The 18706-nt window shown below is 74.0% G+C and carries 18 protein-coding genes; 4 read left to right on the forward strand and 14 right to left on the reverse strand.

Features of this window, described 5'->3' with window-relative positions; all coding sequences use genetic code 11:
• Nucleotides 1-79 precede the first annotated feature (79 nt).
• Both PUR71_RS25115 and cseB read right to left on the reverse strand, forming a co-directional pair.
• Nucleotides 80-1351 (reverse strand): sensor histidine kinase, encoded by a 1272-nt coding sequence (locus PUR71_RS25115; RefSeq protein WP_329929366.1) that lies wholly within the window; start codon nt 1349-1351, stop codon nt 80-82.
• A 5-nt stretch (nt 1352-1356) separates the two neighbouring features.
• Entirely contained in the window at nt 1357-2019 is a 663-nt protein-coding gene (gene cseB, locus PUR71_RS25120) for a two-component system response regulator CseB (RefSeq protein ID WP_443077573.1), read from the reverse strand.
• Nucleotides 2020-2382: 363 nt separating this feature from the next.
• On the opposite strand from cseB, the gene PUR71_RS25125 reads away from it, so the two are divergent.
• Nucleotides 2383-2811 carry a hypothetical protein gene (locus PUR71_RS25125; RefSeq protein ID WP_329929368.1) on the forward strand — a complete coding sequence of 143 codons (429 nt, stop codon included), beginning with the start codon at nt 2383-2385 and terminating at the stop codon, nt 2809-2811.
• Nucleotides 2812-2895: 84 nt separating this feature from the next.
• Here PUR71_RS25125 and PUR71_RS25130 read toward each other — a convergent pair whose 3' ends face one another.
• The 5 genes from PUR71_RS25130 to PUR71_RS25150 form a co-directional block, all read right to left on the reverse strand.
• A complete protein-coding gene (locus PUR71_RS25130) occupies nt 2896-4287 on the reverse strand; it encodes a SufS family cysteine desulfurase (RefSeq protein ID WP_329929369.1) in 1392 nt (463 codons plus the stop codon).
• Nucleotides 4274-5695, reverse strand: coding sequence for a family 2B encapsulin nanocompartment shell protein (locus PUR71_RS25135; protein WP_329929370.1), 1422 nt, complete (start codon nt 5693-5695; stop codon nt 4274-4276). The genes PUR71_RS25130 and PUR71_RS25135 overlap by 14 nt, the downstream gene beginning before the upstream one ends.
• A 225-nt stretch (nt 5696-5920) precedes the next feature.
• On the reverse strand, nt 5921-6775 hold the full coding sequence (locus tag PUR71_RS25140) for an NAD-dependent protein deacetylase (protein WP_443077574.1): 855 nt from the start codon (nt 6773-6775) through the stop codon (nt 5921-5923).
• A 22-nt stretch (nt 6776-6797) separates the two neighbouring features.
• Complete coding sequence (locus tag PUR71_RS25145; RefSeq protein WP_329929371.1) at nt 6798-7886, reverse strand: PP2C family protein-serine/threonine phosphatase; 1089 nt, start codon at nt 7884-7886, stop codon at nt 6798-6800.
• A 53-nt stretch (nt 7887-7939) separates the two neighbouring features.
• Nucleotides 7940-8668, reverse strand: coding sequence for a rhomboid-like protein (locus tag PUR71_RS25150; protein WP_329929372.1), 729 nt, complete (start codon nt 8666-8668; stop codon nt 7940-7942).
• A 139-nt stretch (nt 8669-8807) separates the two neighbouring features.
• Between PUR71_RS25150 and PUR71_RS25155 the strand changes: the two genes are divergently transcribed.
• Both PUR71_RS25155 and PUR71_RS25160 read left to right on the forward strand, forming a co-directional pair.
• A complete protein-coding gene (locus PUR71_RS25155; protein WP_329929373.1) occupies nt 8808-9506 on the forward strand; it encodes a DUF3152 domain-containing protein in 699 nt (232 codons plus the stop codon).
• Nucleotides 9507-10050: 544 nt separating this feature from the next.
• On the forward strand, nt 10051-10758 hold the full coding sequence (locus tag PUR71_RS25160) for a response regulator transcription factor (RefSeq protein ID WP_329929374.1): 708 nt from the start codon (nt 10051-10053) through the stop codon (nt 10756-10758).
• A gap of 53 nt (nt 10759-10811) precedes the next feature.
• Here PUR71_RS25160 and PUR71_RS25165 read toward each other — a convergent pair whose 3' ends face one another.
• Nucleotides 10812-11036, reverse strand: coding sequence for a heavy-metal-associated domain-containing protein (locus PUR71_RS25165; protein ID WP_329929375.1), 225 nt, complete (start codon nt 11034-11036; stop codon nt 10812-10814).
• Nucleotides 11037-11233: 197 nt separating this feature from the next.
• Here PUR71_RS25165 and PUR71_RS25170 point away from each other — a divergent pair, with 197 nt between their 5' ends.
• A complete protein-coding gene (locus PUR71_RS25170; protein ID WP_329929376.1) occupies nt 11234-11695 on the forward strand; it encodes a GNAT family N-acetyltransferase in 462 nt (153 codons plus the stop codon).
• A gap of 7 nt (nt 11696-11702) precedes the next feature.
• On the opposite strand, the gene PUR71_RS25175 is transcribed toward PUR71_RS25170, so the two are convergent.
• From PUR71_RS25175 to PUR71_RS25200, 6 genes are all read right to left on the reverse strand, one after another.
• On the reverse strand, nt 11703-14252 hold the full coding sequence (locus PUR71_RS25175; protein ID WP_329929377.1) for an FtsX-like permease family protein: 2550 nt from the start codon (nt 14250-14252) through the stop codon (nt 11703-11705).
• A complete protein-coding gene (locus tag PUR71_RS25180; RefSeq protein WP_329929378.1) occupies nt 14246-14989 on the reverse strand; it encodes an ABC transporter ATP-binding protein in 744 nt (247 codons plus the stop codon). Before PUR71_RS25180 ends, PUR71_RS25175 begins: the two co-directional genes overlap by 7 nt.
• 88 nt (nt 14990-15077) lie before the next feature.
• Nucleotides 15078-16916, reverse strand: coding sequence for a sialidase family protein (locus PUR71_RS25185; RefSeq protein ID WP_329929379.1), 1839 nt, complete (start codon nt 16914-16916; stop codon nt 15078-15080).
• Nucleotides 16917-17211: 295 nt separating this feature from the next.
• The gene (locus PUR71_RS25190; RefSeq protein WP_329929380.1) at nt 17212-17778 is read right to left on the reverse strand and encodes a hypothetical protein; all 567 of its coding nucleotides are present in this window, start codon (nt 17776-17778) and stop codon (nt 17212-17214) included.
• A gap of 201 nt (nt 17779-17979) precedes the next feature.
• On the reverse strand, nt 17980-18243 hold the full coding sequence (locus PUR71_RS25195) for a hypothetical protein (protein WP_329929381.1): 264 nt from the start codon (nt 18241-18243) through the stop codon (nt 17980-17982).
• Complete coding sequence (locus PUR71_RS25200; protein ID WP_329929382.1) at nt 18240-18635, reverse strand: ATP-binding protein; 396 nt, start codon at nt 18633-18635, stop codon at nt 18240-18242. Before PUR71_RS25200 ends, PUR71_RS25195 begins: the two co-directional genes overlap by 4 nt.
• Between the last annotated feature and the right edge of the window lie 71 nt (nt 18636-18706).

The raw sequence follows: 18706 nt of genomic DNA on the forward strand, positions 1-18706 counted from the left end.
TGTCCGGGGAACGTATCGGAGCCCTGGGCCGTCGTGTATCGACGGCCGCGCCCGTTTGTAGCGATCGCGTAGCCGGCCCTCAGTCGGGCGGCGGCAGGCGGAGGGTCGCGAGGGCGCCGCCGTCCGGGGCGTTGTCCAGGCGGAGGTCGGCGCCGAGGAGGCGGGCCTGGCCGAGGGCGATGGTCAGGCCGAGGCCGTGGCCGGTGCCGCGTTCGCGGGCGCCGGTGTGGAAGCGGCGCGGGCCGTGGAGCAGCAGATCGGGCGGGTAGCCGGGGCCGTGGTCGCGCACGGTGACCGTCCGGCCGTCGACGTGGACGCGCACCGGGGCGGCGCCGTGGCGGTGGGCGTTGACGACGAGGTTGCCGACGATGCGCTCCAGTCGGCGCGGATCGGTCTCCACCCGGAACTCCCGGTCCGCCAGGGTGACTTCGGCGTCCAGGCCGGTGCGCGTGACCGCCTCCGCGACGACGGCGCCGAGCGGCACCGAGGTGCGGACGGGGAGTTCGGCGCCCGCGTCGAGGCGGGAGATCTCCAGGAGGTCCTCGACCAGGCCGCGCAGGTCGCGCACGCGGGCGCGCAGCAGGTCCTCGGTCTCGCCGGGCGGCAGGAGGTCGGCGGCGGCGAGCAGGCCGCCCACCGGGGTGCGCAGTTCGTGGGCCACGTCTGCGGTGAACTGCCGTTCGGCGCGCAGGCGTCGGCCGAGGCTGTCGGCCATGAGGTCGACCGCGACGGCGATGTCGGCGACCTCGTCGCGGCCGCCGGCCGGCCCGGTGCGGGCGTCGAGGTCCCCTGCGGTGATCCGGCCCGCGGTCTCGGAGACGTGGTGCAGGCGGCGGCCGAGCAGCCCGGCGCCGTAGACCGCGACGGGCACGGCGGCGGCGAGGGCGATCAGCGAGGCGACCGTGACAGTCACGTCGAGGCGGCCCAGGGTGTGGAGGTCGGAGCTCATGTTGATGCGCACGGCGAGCAGCGGGCTGCCCGGCCCGGCGGTGCGTTGGGCGCCCCAGACGCTCGGGCCGAGGTTGCCGTCGACGCGCCCGTCGTAGGCCGTGTGCCGATCGCCGTCGGCCGGGTCGCGCAGCGGGGCGGGCAGGTCGGCGGGGTCGAGCTCGGCGCCGTCCGCGAGCGCGCCGGTGCGGCGGTAGACGTCCATGGCGGAGTAGACGGTGTTGAAGGCCTGCGCGTCGGCGCGGTCGCGGATGTCCTGCGCGGTCCACACGTGCACCAGCACACCGACGGCCGCCGCGACCAGGCAGGCGGTGAGGGCGGCCAGCGCCGCGATCTTCCAGCGCAGGGACGTACGGCGCGGGCGTCGGGGCCGGCGTGGGCCCGGGCGTCGGGGCGGGTGCACCGGGCTCAGCGCCTGAGCTTGTAGCCGAAGCCCCGGACGGTCTCGATCCGGTCCCGCCCCAGCTTGCGGCGCAGCCGCTGCACGCACAGGTCGACCACCCGGCTGTCGCCGTCCCAGCCGTAGTCCCACACGTCGCGCAGCAGGGTGTGCCGCTCCAGCACGACGCCCGGACGGGCGGCGAACTCCAGGAGCACCTTCAGCTCCGTCGGCGTCAGCGCGACGGGCCGCCCGGCGACGGACACGACCATCCCGGCGGTGTCGATGGCGAGGTCCCCGAAGGTGAGCACCTCGTCGGCCGGCTCGACCGATGCCGGCTGCGACTGCGGCCCCGACACCGGCGCGTACGTCGCCCGCCGCAGCAGCGAGCGGATGCGCGCGACGAGCACGTACGTGTCGACGGGCTTGACCACGTAGTCGTCCGCCCCGGCCTCCAGCCCCGCGACGACGTCGAGCCCGTCGCCGCGGGCGGACATCATCAGCACGGGCACCAGACTCGCCTCCCGCACCCTGCGGCACAGGCCGATCCCGTCCAGTCCGGGCAGCATGACGTCCAGGATCAGCAGGTCGAACTCCCGCTCGCGGAACAGCTCCAGCCCGGTCAGCCCGTCCGCCGCCGCCGTCATCGCGTACCCGTACCGCTCCAGCGCGACGGTGAACGCCCGCCGCATCAACTCGTCGTCCTCGACCAGCAGCACCCGGACCGGGGGGACGTCGGACACGGGACGGAGGCCTCCTTCACGGTCGGCGGGGCGGGGACGGGGACGTGAAAGGGACGATACCGCAGACATCGGACACCCCGGCCGCAGCACCGGCACCGATGCCGGATCACGCGCCCGTCGATACACGGCGGATACAAACGTGCCTCTGCCGATTCCGGCCGCCGCGGGACTGCGGATCGTCCTGGCGCCGTGGAGGGGCCGGCCCGCCGGGCCGGCATTGCCGACCGAAGGACTTTTCTTTACTTGGACTTGGATATCCACTACGCTCCCCGGGCCGATCCCCCCACCCGACCGCAGGAGGCGCACCGCCCCGTGAGAGTTCCCCGTCCCGGCGCCGTGCGGCTCGCCGTCGGCGCGGCCCGTGTCGCGCTGGTCGCCGAGATCCTGCTGAGCCTCTGGATCGCGTACTCGGCGTGGAGCATGCGCGGCGTGGACTACCTGGACGACGACGGGACCGACTTCGCGCGCTACGGCACCGCGCTCTTCCCCGTGCTGGGCCTGCTGTGGGCGGGGCTCTGCGCGTGGGGCGTCGTCGCGTCCGTGCTGCGGTCGCGCTCCGGGGAGCGCGGTGCGGTGTCGGGGCTGACCGTCGTCGCGGTGGCGCACTTCCTGGGCGGGGTCTTCAGCGCCTTCTGCGGGGGCTGGCACCTGGGCGGCGGACTGTTCCTCCTCTGCATCCTCTATACGACCGCCGCCAACCCGGCCCGCCCGCACCGGGAGCCGGGGCTCTCGGGCGGCTGACGGGCGGCTGACGGGCGGCGATCACGTCGGGGCACGGCGAACGGGCGGGCACCACCGGAGGGGTGGTGCCCGCCCGTTCGCGGGTCAGGCGGCCGTGGTGGCCTGGACGCCCTGGAGGGCGCCGACCAGGCTGTCCACGTCCTGGACGGTGTTGTAGAGGGCCAGCGACGCGCGGACCGCGCTCTGCAGCCCGTAGGCGGCGAGGGCGGGCTGGGCGCAGTGGTGGCCGGCGCGGACGGCGATGCCCTGCTGGTCGAGCTGCGCCGCGACGGCCATCGGGTCGACGCCGGCGAGCAGGAAGGTCAGCACGCCGATCTTCCCCGGCGCGTCGCCGATCAGCCGGAGCCCCGGCACGGTGGCCAGCGCGGCCGTGGCGTAGGCGGTGAGCTGCTCCTCGTGCGCGGTGGCGGCCTGCCGGTCGAGGCCGGACAGGTAGCGCAGCGCGGCCCGCAGCCCGGCGACGCCGGCGATGTGTCCGGTGCCGGCCTCCAGGCGGTGCGGGACGGGCGCGTAGGTCGTCTCGTCGAAGGAGACCGAGTCGATCATGTTACCGCCACCCTGCCACGGGGGCATGGCCTCCAGCAGGTCGCGCTTGCCGTAGAGGACGCCGATGCCGGTCGGGGCGAAGACCTTGTGCCCCGAGAAGGCGTAGAAGTCGGCGTCCAGCGCCTTGACGTCGACCGGGAAGTGGCTGACGGCCTGGGCGCCGTCGACCAGCACCCGCGCGCCGTACCGGTGCGCCAGCGCCGTCATCTCCGCGACCGGCGGGACGGTGCCCAGCACGTTGGACGCGTGGGTGAGCGCCACCAACTTGGTGCGGTGGCTCAGCAGGTCCCGGTAGGCGTCCTGGTCGAGCTGCCCGTCGGGGAGCAGCGGGACGGGCACGACCCGGGCCCGCTTCTCCTTCGCGATCAGCTGCCAGGGCACCAGGTTGGAGTGGTGCTCGGCGGCCGAGACGAGGATCTCGTCGCCGACGCCGAGGTTGGCCCGGCCCCAGCTCTGCGCCACGAGGTTGACGGCCTCGGTGGTGCCGCGGACGAAGACGACCTCGTCCGGGTCCGGGGTGCCGAGCAGCTCGGCGGCCTCGGCGCGGCCCTCCTCGTAGATCCGGGTGGCCTGCCTGGCGAGGGTGTGGGCGCCGCGGTGGACGTTGGAGGTGCTCGTCGCGTAGTGCTCGCCGACGGCCTCGACGACCTGGCGGGGCTTGAGGGTGGTCGCCCCGTTGTCCAGCCAGACGAGCGGGTGGCCGTTCACCTCCCGGTGCAGCTGCGGGAATTCGCGGCGCACGGCCTCGACGTCGAACCCGCCGGTGGGCACCACGGGCGCGCTCGGCATCGCGGGCGCGGCCGCGGTGGACGGGCTCGCGGCGGCCGGCACCCAGTAGAGCCGCGTGCCCGTCCTGCCGCTCGCCGACGGCGGCCGCCCCGCCAGTCCGTGGGCCCCGGAGCCGCGCCCGGATCCGTCAGGAGTAGTCATGGTAGGTGGACACCTCGACGTTCTGGAGCACCGCGACCGCGTCGTCCACCAGGGCGGCGGTGGAGAAGTAACTCGTCACCAGGTACGAGGTGATGGCCTGCCGGTCGACGCCCATCGCCCGCACCGCGAGGCCCGGCTCGACCTCGTCCGGCACCTTCGCCGGGCGCAGGCCGACGACGCCCTGGCGGTCCTCGCCGACGCGCATCAGCAGGATGTTGGTGGTGCCGGGCGCCGAGTTCGCCGAGCCCTTGAGGTCGAGCTTGTCGGAGGGCAGCAGCGGCACGCCGCGCCAGGTGAGGAACGGGCTGCCGAACAGCTCGACGATCTGCGGCGGCACCCCGCGCCGGGTGCACTCGCGGCCGAACGCGGCGATGGCGCGCGGGTGCGCGAGGAAGAACGCGGGTTGCTTCCAGACCCGGGCGAGCAGTTCGTCCATGTCGTCCGGCGTCGGCGCGCCCTTGCGGGTGCGCACGCGCTGGCTCGCGGCGACGTTGTTGAGCAGGCCGTACTCGGCGTTGTTGAGCATCTCCCACTCCTGGCGCTCGCGCAGCGCCTCGACGGTCAGCCGCAACTGCGCCTGGACCTGGTCGATGCCGGAGTTGTACACGTCCGCGACACGGGTGTGCACGCGCAGGACGGTCTGCGCGATGCTGAGCTCGTACTCGCGCGGGCTCTCCTCGTAGTCCACGAAGGTCTCCGGCAGGTACGGCTCGCCGACGTGGCCCGACTGGAGGTCGATCGGGTGCTCGCGGTCGGTCGACGGCCGCACCGACGCGGCGGCGAACTCGTCCAGCTGGGCGCGCAACGAGGGCTCCCGGTCCGCGAGTTCGACGAGCGTGCGGCGGTCGACGGAGAGCACGGTGCACGCGCTGACGGCCTTGACCCGGTAGGTCGTGTCGGCGCCGTTGGCCCACTCGGCGCCGTCGAAGAAGTCGCCCTCGCCGAGGACGGCCAGCAGGGCGTCCGCGCCGTACTCGTTGGTGGCGCGCTTCTCGGCGCGACCGAACGCGATGATGTGCAGCTGGTCGGCCGGGGCGCCCGCCTCGACGATGAGCTCGCCGGGCGCGACCTCGCGCTCGACGAAGGCGCTGGCGAGCGCGGCGAGCAGCGGACTGTCCACCTGGCTGAGGAAGGCCAGTTCGCGCAGGTCCTCGGCGATGACCCGGTTGGCGCCGGAGCCGTCGACGTAGGTGCTGATCAGCCCGTCGCCGAGGATGAAGCCTCGGCGGCGGTTGACGCGGAAGACCCCGGCCTCCAGGTCCACCCAGGGCAGCGCGCGCAGCAGGTAGCGCGGGGTGATCCCGAGCATCTGCGGCACGGTCTTGGTGGTGGTGGCGAGGTTGCGGGCGGCGGAGGTGCTGAGGCTCTGCTGACTCTGCTGACTCTGCTGGACGGCCTCGATGGTCACGTGCGGTCCCCTCCCGAATATCGGTTGATCCGACGATGCGTCAGATTCTTGCCGCCGATTCGGGTTCGCGTGAGGACGTTTGAGGTCACCGATCGGTGAACGCGCCAGTACGCAGGGCAACTGCACACCGACAAACTCACTCGAAGGAGTGGGTTAGGCCATAAGCGCCGCCGATGTCTCCCCAAGCAGGGCTTTTGGCGAACAGGACGAAGTACGGCCCCGGGTTCAGCCCACCCGGTTCGCGGCCTCCGTCAGGACGCCGCCCAGCGGCAGGCCGATCCTGGCCGCGGCCAGGTCGTCGCCGCGGGTCGGCCCCTGGTTGACGATCGCCACCGGGGTGCCCGCACGGGCCGCGTGCCGCACGAAGCGCAGGCCCGACATCACGGTGAGGGACGAGCCGAGCACGACCAGCGCCTGACCCGCGTCGACCAGCCCGAAGCAGCGCTCGACCCGGGGTTTGGGCACGCTCTCGCCGAAGAACACGACATCGGGTTTGAGCACCCCGCCGCACGCCCCGCAGGGCGCTACCCGGAACGCGTCGACCAGCTCCTGCGGCAACTCGGCGTCACCGTCCGGGCGGGCCTCCGCCCCCGCCGCGCGGAAGCCCGGGTTCAGCTCCTCCAGCCGCCCGTCCAGCTCCTCGCGCGCACTGGTGCGCCCGCACGCCAGGCACACCACCCGGTGCAGGCCGCCGTGCAGCTCGACGGCCGCCCGGGTGCCGGCGGCGCGGTGCAGGCCGTCGACGTTCTGGGTGATCACCGCCGCCACGTGGCCCGAACGGCGCAGCCGCTCCACCGCCCGGTGGCCGGCGTTGGGCTCGGCCGCCGCGATCGTGCGCCAGCCGGTGTGGCTGCGCGCCCAGTACCGGCGGCGGGCCGCCTCGCCGCCGGTGAACTCCTGGTACGTCATCGGCGCGCGGTGGCGCCGGCTGCCGGTGGGGCCCCGGTAGTCGGGGATGCCGGACTCGGTGGACAGCCCCGCGCCGCTGAGCACCACGACGCCCCGCCCGGCCAGCAGCCGGACCAGCGTCGCCAGGCCTTCGTGGTCGGCCGCCGTGGCGTCGTCGAGCGTCGTGTGCACACTCACGGGGCCAGGGTAGAACTCATGGACGAGTGACGGCGAGGACGGCCATGTCGTCGTCCCGCGGGCCTCCCGTCCAGGCCGTCACGTCGCGCGCCAGGGCGTCCAGCACCTCCCCCGGGCCGGCGAACGGGCCCAGCGGGGCGAGGCCCTCCACCGGGTCGTAGAACCGCCCGGCGCCGTCCCTGGCCTCGGTGACGCCGTCCGTGACCAGGAGCAGCGTGTGCCCGGCCGGCAACGGCCACCGGTCCGGCGCGGAGCGGACCGGGCCCAGCGCACCCATGCCGAGCGGCAGGCCGGGATCGGCCGCGTCCAGGCGCCGCACGCCACCGGGGCCGGCCCGGTCGCCCAGCAGGTACGGCCCGGGGTGGCCGCAGCTCAGCACGTGCACGGCGTCCGCGCCGGCCGGGAACTCCACGAGCAGCGCCGTGCTGAACCCCTCCGTCCGCACCTCGTCGTCGCGGTGCGCGCCCTCACGGGCCAGCGACAGCTCCAGCGCGTCCGCGAGAGCGACCAGGTCCGGGGCGCGCGAGGCGTTCTCCCGGAACGCCCCGAGCAGCACCGACATCGTCGCGACCGCCGGCAGGCCCTTGCCCCGCACGTCCGCGATCATCAGCCGCACGCCGTACGGGGTCTCCTGGACGGCGTACGCGTCGCCGCCGATCAGCGCCTCCGTCTCGGCCGCCCGGTAACACGCGGCCATCGCCAGCTCCCCGGCCCGCTCCGGCGGCGCGGGCAGGACGGCCAGCTGGGCCGCCTCGGCGACGCTGCGCACCGTCGCCAGCCGCCGCCCCTGGCGGGCGACGACCCGGTTGATCCACACGCCCAGCAGCGCGGCGAACACGGTGTTCGTGAGCTCCAGGTAGCCGCCCTCGGTACCCGCCGTGCCGTCGCGGAAGGACAGCAGGACGATGCCCGCGACATTGGCGGCGGCGACGGCGAGCGTGTCCCGCAGGGGCAGCAGCGCCCCCGCCAGGACGGCCGCGGCGGCCACCATCGGGTCGCCCCAGTAGTTCGTCGTGTCGATGGCGTTCCACAGCAGGCCACCGCCGACCAGCAGCCACGGCAGCACGCGCAGGTAGCGCGGCCACGGGCCGTCCCTCGGTGTCATCGGCGCCACCCGCCTTCCTGGCTGCGCTCGCGGAGGCGGTCTCGTTTCCGATCCTAGAAGCTCCGGGCCCTGCCGGGGCTCCCGTGGGCGCGGACCCGCCGCCAGGCGGTGCGGACGGCCGCGACCGGGTCGAACGCGGCGGGGCGGTCCCGGGTGAACGGGTAGCAGGCGAGGCCGATGAGGACGGCGGTGAAGTGCCCGACGCTGGTGAAGTCCCGGGCGTGCAGCATCCCGTAGCCGTAGAAGAGGAGCACGCCCGCCCCGTAGACGTGGCGCCACGGCCGCACGAGGGCGTAGGTGAGCACCGCGACGATGCCCGCGAGGGCGTAGCTCACGCCGTAGTCGAGGGTGTAGACGGCCCTGTGCGGTGCCAGCCCGTTCTGGATCGCCCAGTACAGCGCGCCCTCGCTGATGTACGTCGCGCCGATGTGCGCGACCAGGGCGATGCCGAGCCAGCGCAGGGTGCCGAGCCAGCGTTCGGCGGGGGCGTGGAAGACGTTGTACAGCAGGAAGTAGAACCACCAGCCGCCGCTCGCGATCCACAGGGCGCTGGTGAGCAGCACCCGCACCGGCGAGACCTCCAGGTGGTGCAGGTTGGTCGAGCGCCGCTCCAGGATGTGGTGGGCGACCGTCGGGCTCACCCGCTCCAGCAGCAGCGAGTTGAACAGCAGGATCGCCAGCCACACGAACGTGCCCGGCGCGCTCCGGACGTAGCGCCACGCGTACGATCCGACAGCCCGCGCCAGCGCTGCGGTGCGGCCCGGCACGCGGACCTGGGTCATCAGGGGGTCCTCCTCGGTTCGCACCAGCCTCGCGCAGGCCCGCCGCACCCCGCCGGTGCGGTGGGCCGTCCGGGTGAACCGGGAGCGTCACGGAGAGCGTCCTCTGTGACAGAACCACACGTCCAGGAGGTCTCCGTCCATGCCAACCGTCCGCCTGACTCCCGGCCGAATACGCACCGGCCTGCTCGCCCTCGTGGTGGTCGCGGCGCTCACCGGCGGGCTGCTGTGGTGGCAGCCGTGGCACCACGAGCCGAAGCCGCTCGCGTTCACCACGGCCGCCGGCGGCACCGACCGCGCCGGCACCGGCGAGCGCCTGTACCGCTACAAGGTGCGGGTCGAGAACGGGTTGCCGCAGCGTCCCGAGCAGTTCGCGGCCGACGTGGACGCCGTCCTCGACGACGTCCGGCAGGGCTGGGCGGCGGGCGGCGCCGTGTCCTTCCAGCGGATGGGCGCCGACCCGGTGGACTTCACGGTGTACCTGGCCACCCCGCGGTCCACGGACCGGATCTGCGGCCAGTACGGGCTGGACACCGGCGGCACGGTCAACTGCGCGGCGGGCAAGCAGGTCGTCATCAACGCCAAGCGCTGGACGGACCTCACGCAGTTCTACGCGGGACGCCCCGAGCTCTACCACGCGCTCGCCATCAACCACGAGGTCGGCCACATCCTCGGGAACGGGCACGTCGACTGCCCCGCGCCCGGCGCGCCCGCGCCCGTGATGATGCAGCAGATCAAGGGCATGCACGGCTGTGTGCCGAACGGCTGGCCCTACTCCGAGGCGGGCACCCTGCTCACCGGCCCGCCCGTCCCGGCGTCCACGGCCTCTCCGGCGCCGTAATCGCCTGCGCGCTCAGCGCCCCCGCTCACCAGCTCCCCCAGGTGCTCCGCCGCCACCGCGGGCACCGTCCGCACGGACCGTGCCCGCGACGGCGGCGGCCCGGGCGCGCGTCTGCGGGCCGAGGGCCGTCCCGAGCGCGGCGTGCCTCTCGGCCGCTCCTCCGAGGCTGACCGAAAAGCGCGCCATCGCGGCCGATCGACGACACCCCCTGTGTGACACCCGTAACAGGGGTGTTGTCAGCAGTGGCAGGACACAGGGAGGATGGCTACAGGGCGTAGCGATTTCCCGCGATCCAGGCCGAATTGGCACCGGCGGGTCGACGTGATCGGACACGCCCCGCGCAAGTGATGAGTACACGAAACGGGGGAATCGTGGACTTGGCACGTCGACACGTGTCCCGCGCAGGTCCGTCGTAGCGTCGGCGGCCCTGCGGACACGCCTGCCCACGAACGGGCTGACGCTTCCCGGGCATTCCCCCACCACGTTCCCGGCGAACTCGACGACCACGCCACCGACCTTGGAAGGCATCATGCAGGTGCTCATCGTGGAAGGCCAGGAAAACGTCTCCCGGGCGCTCGCGGCCAGACTGGAGCGGCACGGCTACGACGTCGCGACCGCCCCCAGCGGCGCAGCGGCACTGGAGTCCTGCGACGACACGGACATCATGCTGCTCAACATGGAGCTCCCCGACATCGACGGCCTGGAGGTCTGCCGGCGCATCCGCACCATCAGCGACACCCCCATCGTCGCCTTCACCGACCGGACGGCCGACCTCGGCCGGGTGCGCGGCCTGCGGGCCGGTGCGGACGACTGCCTCGACAAGCCGTACGAGTTCCACGAGTTGCTCGCCCGGATCGAAGCGATCATGCGGCGCGTCGGCCGGGCCCTCGGCGTGCCGGGCGTCCCGGCGCGGGTGCTGACCGTCGGGGACGTCGCCATCGACGGCGCCACCCGCGAGGTGCGGCTGCGGGGGCGGCCGGTCCAGCTCACGCGCAAGGAGTTCGACCTCCTGTACTACCTGGCCCGGCACCCCGGAACGGTCGTCTCGCGCCGCCGCCTGATGAGCGAGATCTGGGACGACACCTCCGCCCACGCGCTCGGCCCGCGCGCCAGCCGCACGCTCGACACCCACGTGAGCTCGCTGCGCGGCAAGTTGGGCCACAGCGGCTGGATCGTCACGGTCCGCGGCGTCGGCTTCCGGATGGGCCACGTCTACACGAGCCGCACCCTGCCCGACGCCGAGGCGGGCTGATCCGGCGGTTCCGACCCGGCTACCGGCGGCACGGCCGGTAGCCGGAGCAGGGCTCAGACGCGGCTGACGAAGGTGAACCCGGCCTCGTCGACCGCACTGCGCAGCGCCGCCTCGTCGAGCGGCTCGGCCGACGCCACGGTGACGCGGCCCGAGGGCGCGTCGGCGACGACGTCGGTGACACCGGGCAGGGCCGACAGCCCGGCGCTGACCGTCTTCTCGCAGTGGCCGCAGCTCATGCCGTCGACGGTCAGGACGGTGGTGACGGTGGACGTGGACATGCGGGTACCTCCGGTATCGGATGCGGGTCGGTGGGCGACGCCGACCACCCCACCCCAAAGCGGACCCGCATCCCAGGGACACGCCGCCCGGATGGCACCATCGAGTGGTTCCGGGAACCGAAACCCCCACCCGCCCGACGGGGCCGGCCGCGTACCCTCGGCAGGGACTTCCGTCCGGTCGACTGCCTGGAGGCGCAGTGGTGATCGCCATCCGGCCCTTCCGCTCCGACGATGCTCCGCAGGTGGCGGAGATCGTGCGGCGCTGTCTGCGGGAGGTGAACAGCCAGGACTATCCGGTGGAGGTCATCGACCGGATGTGCGGGCACTTCACGGCCGCGCGCTTCGTCGAGTTGTCCGCCGGGCGCGACATCTACATAGCCGACGAGGGCGGGGTCGTGGGGACGGTCTCCCGGGACGGGAACAAGGTCCACAGCATGTTCGTCGATCCGGACGCGGCCGGGCGCGGGATCGGGCGGCTGCTCATGGACCACGTCGAGGCGCTGGCGGCGGCCGACGGGCACGAGCACATGGAGGCGGGTGCCTCCATCACCGCCCACCGGTTCTACCTGCGGCGGGGGTACCAGGACGTCCGGGAGAGCGAATCCGGGTTCGGCCTCACGTACCTCGTCCGCAAGCCCCTGCGGCCGTCCGCCGCCTGAGCCCCCCTCACGCCGCGCCGCGCAGGATGTCCTCGCCCTCCCGGCCCCGCAGGGCGAGTGCGGCCGGGACGACGGCCGCCGTGAGGGCGACGGCCGCACAGGCGGCGGCGAGGGCGCCCAGCGTGGCCCAGGGCACGACGGCGGGCGTCGGGCCGAGGAGGTGGGTGAGGGCCGACCAGGAGCCACCGACGCTGATGGCCGTGCCGAGCAGGCCCATCACCGTGCCCGCCGCCACGCACATCAGCGTCTCGACGGCGACGGTCCGCAGCACCTGCGCCTTGGTGGCACCCGCGAGGCGCAGCAGGGCGAGTTCGCGCCGGCGGTCGGTGACGGTCATGACGAGCGAGTTGGCGAGGGCGATGGCCGCGTAGGCGATCGCGAGGCCGAGGATCATCAGCAGGGCGTTCCAGGCGGCGTCCGCGTCGGCGTTGGTGGCGGAGGTCCAGACGTCCTGCGGGGTGGCGAGCCGCGCCCCGAGCCCGTGGACGGCCTCCGCCAGGGCCGCCTGCGCCCGCTGCCGGTCGGTGCCGGACGGCAGCCGCAGGTCGATCCGGCTCGCGAGGGCGGGCCCGCCGACGCCGTCGGTGACGGCGTTCGGGCCGGTGACCCAGGCCTGGACGGTCTCGGCGCCGGTGCCGAGGACGGCGGCGACCCGCAGCGTCCTGGGGGTGCCGTCGGCGAGGCGGACGGCCACCCGCTGCCCGACCGCGGGCGAACCGGGCCAGGTGCGGCAGAGCACGATCGTCTCGGGGCCGAGGTCGGCGACGGAGCCCGCGGTCACCGGCAGGCGGTCGACGGCGGCGAGTGCGGCGGGGTCGGCCGCGGCGGCGCGGAAGGGGGCGAGGGACTCGCCGTCCTGCTCGGCCATGACGGAGGTCGGGGTGATGACGAGGGCCTGCACGCCGGGCACGGCACGGACGCGGTCCACCACGGCCCGGTTCAGCCCGGGAGCCCCGGCGGGCGTGACGACGAGGTCGGTGGCGGCGAGCTGGTTGCGGACCTCGGTGGCCTGCGCCCGGTCGATGGTGTCGAGGCTGCCGAGCAGGCACCCGGCGAAGGCGACGATCAGCACCACCGGGGTGGTGGTCGCGGCGGTGCGACGGAAGGCGGTGAGCGCGCCCTGGCGGGCGGTGGCCCAGACGATGCCGCCGCCGTCCCCGGCGGGCCGGCCGCGCAGCCGGGACGCGACACCGGGCAGCGCGGTGAGCAGCCGGAGCACCGGCCCGGCGAGCACGCCCGCCAGCAGGACGCACCCGGCGACGACGGCCAGCAGCAGGGAGAGCGAGTCGGCGGCGTTGGCGGCGGCGTCGGGCCACTGCCGGGCGGTGATCACGAGGGCCGCGACGGCGCCGCCGAGGACGAGCAGACCGCCGGCCCAGCGGAAGGCCCGCGCACCGCGGGAGTGCCGTTCGACGTCCGCCTGCGCCAGCGCCTCGCCGGGGCTGACCAGGCCCGCCTTCAGCGAGGAGAACAGGACTCCGCTCATCGCGGTGAGCAGCCCGATCAGCCCCGCGACGAGCAGCGCCCACCAGGTGATCGGCACGGTGAAGTCGCCCGGGACCATGCCGTGCCCGATCAGCCAGTGACCGGCCGGCGGCGCCCCGGCCGCGCCGAGCGCGCATCCGGCGGCGGAGGCGAGCACGCCGACCACGAGGGCCTCGCGGTGGACCAGGCGGCGCAGCTGCTTGCGGGTGGCGCCGATCAGCCGCAGGAGGGCGAGTTCGCGGCGGCGCTGGGCGATCGACAGCGCGAAGGTGGCGCCGACGACGAACACGGCGGTGCCGCCGGAGACCGCGGCGGAGAGGCCGAGCGGGGTCTGGACGTCGTCCAGCCGGCTGCTGACCTCGGCGTAGTGCGGGTCGGCCTGGCGGCGGTCGGCGCCGGTGAGCACCGTGGCGACGTCGGCGCCGCCGGTGGCGGCCACGGCCGCGCGGACGGCGTCGGCGTCGCCGAAGGCGGCCAGCACACCGACCGCGGGGCAGGACCGGGCGGCCCGGGCGTCGGTGAAGAAGACGGCGTGCTCGAAGGGCTCCGCCTCGGTCACGCCGGAGACGGTCGCGGCGTGCGGGCCGTCGGCGGTGGCGAACCGGACCCGCTGCCCGATCTGCTCGGGGCGGCCCCCGCCGATGACGACCTGGTCGTCGGCGGTCGGCGCCGTGCCGGCGCTCAGCCGGTAGCCGCCGAGGGCCGCGCTCGACCAGGCGCGTCCGACCTGGTCACGCGGGCCGTCGGCCAGTTGGGCGTAGCAGGTGTGGTCCTCGACGGTCCGTCCGGTCGCGGCGACGGCGGCGATCACGGCGGCCGGCAGGCCCGGCTGGAGAGGGACGGGCGTCGGCTGGGTGTCGCCGTGGACGCTCGTGAAGTCGACGCTCTGCGCTGCGGTCACCAGGACCGGGGCCCCGGCGAAGCGCTGGCGGGCCTGCTCGGGCACCCCGGCCGTGGCGGCGATGACCAGGATGGAGGTGGCGATCAGGGCGACGCCGCAGGCCAGCGCGACGAAGCTGCCGACGAACGAGGCCCAGCGCAGGCGGACGGTGGCGACGGCGAGGCTCAGCATGCCACGGCCTCCAGGGCCGTCATCCGGGCGGCGACCTGCTCGGCGGTCGGCTGCTCCAGCGCGCCGGCGAGTCGTCCGTCGCGCAGGAAGACGACGCGGTCGGCGTGGGCGGCGGCGACCGGGTCGTGGCTGACCATCACGACGGCCCGGCTCGGATCGTCCGCCATGGTGCGCAGCAGGCCGAGGACCTCACGGCCGCTCTTGGTGTCGAGCGCGCCGGTGGGCTCGTCGGCCAGCAGGACGGCGGGGCGGGTGATCAGCGCGCGGGCGATGGCCACCCGCTGCTGCTGGCCGCCGGAGAGCTCGCCCGGCCGGTGCCCGGCGCGCTCGGCGAGGCCGACGGCGGCCAGGGCGGCGGCGACCTCCGCCACGGCGGGGCGGCGGCCCGCCAGCTTGGCGGGGAGCGCCACGTTCTGGGCGGCGGTGAGGGCGGGGAGCAGGTTGAAGGACTGGAAGACGAAGCCGATCCGCTCGCGGCGCAGCACCGTCAGCTCGTTGTCGCGCAGGCCGTTCAGGGCCCTTCCGTCGACGAGCACGTCGCCGCCGTCGATGGGCTCCAGGCCGGCGGCCGACCGCAGGAGGGTCGACTTGCCGGAGCCGGACGGGCCCATGACGGCGGTGAAGGTGCCGAAGGGGAACCCGACACTCACCTCGTCCAGGCCGACGACCGGTTCGGGTCCGCGGCGGTAGGTGCGGCGGACCGCCCGGAGTTCGACGGCGAAGTGCGAGGCGTTCATGATCCAATTCCACCAGCGGGGGTGGACGCGGCTCAATGACCGGGGGTTCAGTTCTGGGGGTGTAGCTGGCTACACCCCCAGAACCGGCTCAGGACTGTGTGCGCGGCACCCGGATCGAGGTGACGAGCTGCTGCTGGAGGTGGTTAGGGTTGGTGCCGTCGTCGTAGGTGCTGACGGAGGTGGTGTAGTCCGCCGTACCGGCGATCGTGTTGCCGAAGTAGTCGCCGATGAACGTCGACGAGCCCTCGACCGGGGAGTCGAGCTGCGGGTCGAAGGCGTGGGCGCTCAGGCGGATGTTGTGGCCGACGGGGTTCAGCGTCGGGTCGTAGAACTGGATGCTCGTGTTGACGCAGTAGTCGGCGGCGCCGTAGGGCGCGACGCCGGGGCTCTTGGCGTTGGCGGTGTCGAGCGCGAGCCCGGCTGCCGCCGCCTCGGGGGTACCGGCGGCCGGGCACGGGAGGCGGCGGTCGTAGAAGGCGACGCTGACGGTGCCGTCGGGGCCGGTCGTCAGGTTGGGCTGGAACTCGTCGGCGGGCGCGGCGTTGTCGTTGACCCGGATCGGGGCCGACCAGCTCGCGCCGCCGTCGTAGGAGGCGGTCAGGAGGACGTTGACGACGCCCGTGCCGTAGTCCTCGTACGCGGAGTAGAGCGGGTAGTGGCCGTTCACCGGCTGCGTGCCGAGGGTGAAGGTGTCCTCGATGCCGTCGCGGAACGTGGTGTTGGCGTACGAGCCGGGCGGCGGCGTGATGCCGCTCCGGACGGTCGAGACGGTGGACCACGTCCGCCCGCCGTCGTGCGAGGCGTCCAGGAAGATCGTGGTGCAGCAGAACTTGTGCGCCGGGTCGGAGTTGGTCAGCGTCGTGTACACCGTGCCGTCGGGGGCCACGTGCGGCAGCAGGTAGGTGGCGCCCTGCGGTGTGGACGGCGGCTCGGGGAGCGCCTGCGGGGCGGACCAGTCGGTGTGCGTGCCGTCGGGGCGGGCGTCGGCGTACGACACGTACGGGACGGGGGTGAGGTCGTGGAAGTCCACCCACATCGCGTAGACGCGGTTGAGGTGCGGGCTGCCCGGCGTGGTGTCGATGGTGATCCACTGCTTGTCGGGGCCGTTGCCGATGCTGTCGTACGTCGCGAGGTAGTCCGGCCGGCCGTTGTGGGTGGTGGTCCACTGGGTCGCGGCGGTCGCGCCGTGCGGGCGCACGGCGAGGGAGATGGCCTGCGACGGGACGGCCGGGTTGGCCTCCCGGGCGGTTCCGACGCTGAAGTCGTGCGAACCGTCGGCGTTGTAGAAGAACTGGTAGGGCAGCAGCAGCGAGTAGTAGTTGCCCCACGTGTCGAACGCACCGACGGGGTCGGTGTTGTCGGTCCAGCCCTCGTAGCCGGGGATGTGGCCCTGGACCGGCCAGGTGCGGCCGCCGTCGTGGGACTCGAAGAAGCCCAGCAGGTGGTTGTATCCCTCGGCGCTGACGACCCACTTGGACGCGCCGATGAGGTGGTTGGGGTCGGTCGGGTCGACGCGCAGGTCTGACTCCGAGTGGCCCTTGACGAGCATCGGCGTGGCGGCCGGATAGCCCGGGTTGCTGCCCGCCTGCGTCGCGTACGGGCCGGCGGCTCCCGTGTCCTCGCCGGTCGTCGCACCGGAGGCCGGGCAGGGCGTCATGCCGCTGTAGGCCCCGGCGGGGCCGCTGTTCACGGTGTACGGCACCTCGGGGCGGTAGCAGCTCGTCTGCTGGGCGGTGGCGAGGACGTTGGTCACGTGGGCGGCGGCCTGGCTCGCGGCGTAGGCGGCGTCGGTCTGGGTGCCCTGAGGGAGTGCGGGGGTCGTAGCCGCCGAGGAGGAGAACGGGGAGAGGAGGGAGAGGCCGAGCAGGGCCGGGCCGAGGAGCAGGGCGAGTCTTCTGCGGGTGCTGGTGCGGGTGCGGGTACGCAACGGAAGGGCCTCCTACGGTCTGGGGTGAACCTGGGGCACTGCGTCCGGAAACGACGGGTCGGCCGGGTCCTGGAACGGCCGCCCGGCGACTCGGCGTGATGACGGTAGGTGGCCGGGGCCACGCCAACAAGGTCGTTCGCGCGAACTTGACGGCCCGTTGACCGCGTCTTTCCCCAGGTCCGGCACCTCGACCGGCAGCGAACACCGAGGCGGAGGGGGCCCGTTGGCCCCCGGGTCGGGACCCACCGTTCGACCGGTACGGACCAAGGGCGCCCCCGCCCGGTGGCGGTGACCGTCAGTGGCCGCCGCGCGGGCGCTCGCAGTCGATGCTGCCCTCGGGGTAGCCGGCGAACGCCTCCCCGCTGGTGGTGGCCGCGCCCATCGTGCCTTCGAGACAGAGGCTGGGACCGGCGGCGATGAGGAAGCCGACGCCGGTCGGGCCGTTCTGGTACGTCCGCACCTTCGCGTAGCCGAGCCCGGTGAGCGTGGTGCGGGCCGTCTCGGGGGCGAAGTCGCCGCGCTTGCGCTGCGGTTCGAGCGCATCCTGGATCTTCTTCACGGCTGCGAGGCCGTCGCAACGGGCCTGGCCGTGGAGGGGGATGGGGATCTTGAAGCCGTTGTTCTCCGTCCACTTGTCGGGCGGGCCGGAGGTGGTCGCGGCGGTGGGCGTCGGGCGCGGGCTCTCGCCGGGGCAGGGGAAGTCCGCGGGGACGGTGGGGGCGGGCGGCTTCGCCGGGGACTCCACGGCCGTCCCGGCGGTGGTGCTCCCCACGTGCTTCGTCCCGCACCCCGTGATCAGCAGCGCCAGCCCCACCAGGGCCGGGAGTGCGAACCGGCCGCCTGTCGTCTTGATCATGGTCATCCGACGATCATCTCCCGCCGTCCCGGGCCGTGTCATGAGTACGGCTACTCAGATCGCGCGGACACGGACCACCCGTAGGACGCCGTGCGCCAACGCCGTACGCCGGCCCGGGACGAACCCGGGTCGGCGCACGAAGCGGGTCACGCCTCGCCCACCACCGGTGGCACCTCGGCCGGTCCCCGGCCCCGGACTCCGCGATCGTTACGCCGTGGCCCAGCGGATGCGGACCTCGTGGGCGCCGAGGGGGATCGAGAAGACGGAGTGGGTGGCGAGGTAGGTGGAGAGGGAGCGCTCGGCGCAGGGGCCGAGGAGGTAGCGCTCCAGGAACTGGTGCCGGTCGCGGGGCATGGGGAGGAAGCGGATCGCGTCCCAGACGGCGGCGAGGTTCGCGGCGGTGAGGTCGAAGGTGACCGGCGGGCGGTGGATGCCGGTGATCTCGACCGCGATGAGGTGGTCGGCTCTCATCGGGCGAGGACCTCGCACCAGACGATCTTTCCGATGGGCTCGCGGGCGCGGCAACCCCACGTGTCGGTGACGGATTTGACGAGCTGGAGCCCCCGCCCGGCCTCGTCGTCGAGGCCGGGCGGGGAGAGGACGGGCTCGTGGTCGCCCCGGGCGTCGTGGACCTCGATGCGGAGACGGGACGGGGAGACGTCCAGCGCGAGGTAGATGAGGTAGCCGGTGGGGGTGCCGTGGAGGACGGCGTTGGTGACGAGCTCGGACACGGCGAGGAGCCCCGGTTCGAGGAAGCAGGTGCCGTTCGGGACGTCGGCGAGCAGCGAGGAGAGCCGCCGCCGTGCCTCGGCCGGCGCTCGTCGGCTGCGCGGCAGCCAGATGGAGGACACGTGGATGGACATGGCGAAGTCACCTTCTGGGAGGAGAGGTTGAGGAAGGTGGCGCCCGGGCGAAGGCAAAGGAATGCCCGGCA

Source organism: Streptomyces sp. SP17BM10 (genome assembly GCF_036322405.1).
Taxonomy (GTDB): Bacteria; Actinomycetota; Actinomycetes; order Streptomycetales; family Streptomycetaceae; genus Kitasatospora.

Bases quoted from the DNA above. Each gene is read 5' to 3' on its own strand.
- cseB (WP_443077573.1), bottom strand. From the start codon at position 2,019: ATGCGGCGGGCGTTCACCGTCGCGCTGGAGCGGTACGGGTACGCGATG.
- PUR71_RS25130 (WP_329929369.1), bottom strand. From the start codon at position 4,287: ATGACTACTCCTGACGGATCCGGGCGCGGCTCCGGGGCCCACGGACTG.
- PUR71_RS25145 (WP_329929371.1), bottom strand. From the start codon at position 7,886: ATGACACCGAGGGACGGCCCGTGGCCGCGCTACCTGCGCGTGCTGCCG.
- PUR71_RS25150 (WP_329929372.1), bottom strand. From the start codon at position 8,668: ATGACCCAGGTCCGCGTGCCGGGCCGCACCGCAGCGCTGGCGCGGGCT.
- PUR71_RS25155 (WP_329929373.1), top strand. From the start codon at position 8,808: ATGCCAACCGTCCGCCTGACTCCCGGCCGAATACGCACCGGCCTGCTC.
- PUR71_RS25165 (WP_329929375.1), bottom strand. From the start codon at position 11,036: ATGTCCACGTCCACCGTCACCACCGTCCTGACCGTCGACGGCATGAGC.
- PUR71_RS25175 (WP_329929377.1), bottom strand. From the start codon at position 14,252: ATGCTGAGCCTCGCCGTCGCCACCGTCCGCCTGCGCTGGGCCTCGTTC.
- PUR71_RS25180 (WP_329929378.1), bottom strand. From the start codon at position 14,989: ATGAACGCCTCGCACTTCGCCGTCGAACTCCGGGCGGTCCGCCGCACC.
- PUR71_RS25190 (WP_329929380.1), bottom strand. From the start codon at position 17,778: ATGACCATGATCAAGACGACAGGCGGCCGGTTCGCACTCCCGGCCCTG.
- PUR71_RS25195 (WP_329929381.1), bottom strand. From the start codon at position 18,243: ATGAGAGCCGACCACCTCATCGCGGTCGAGATCACCGGCATCCACCGC.
- PUR71_RS25200 (WP_329929382.1), bottom strand. From the start codon at position 18,635: ATGTCCATCCACGTGTCCTCCATCTGGCTGCCGCGCAGCCGACGAGCG.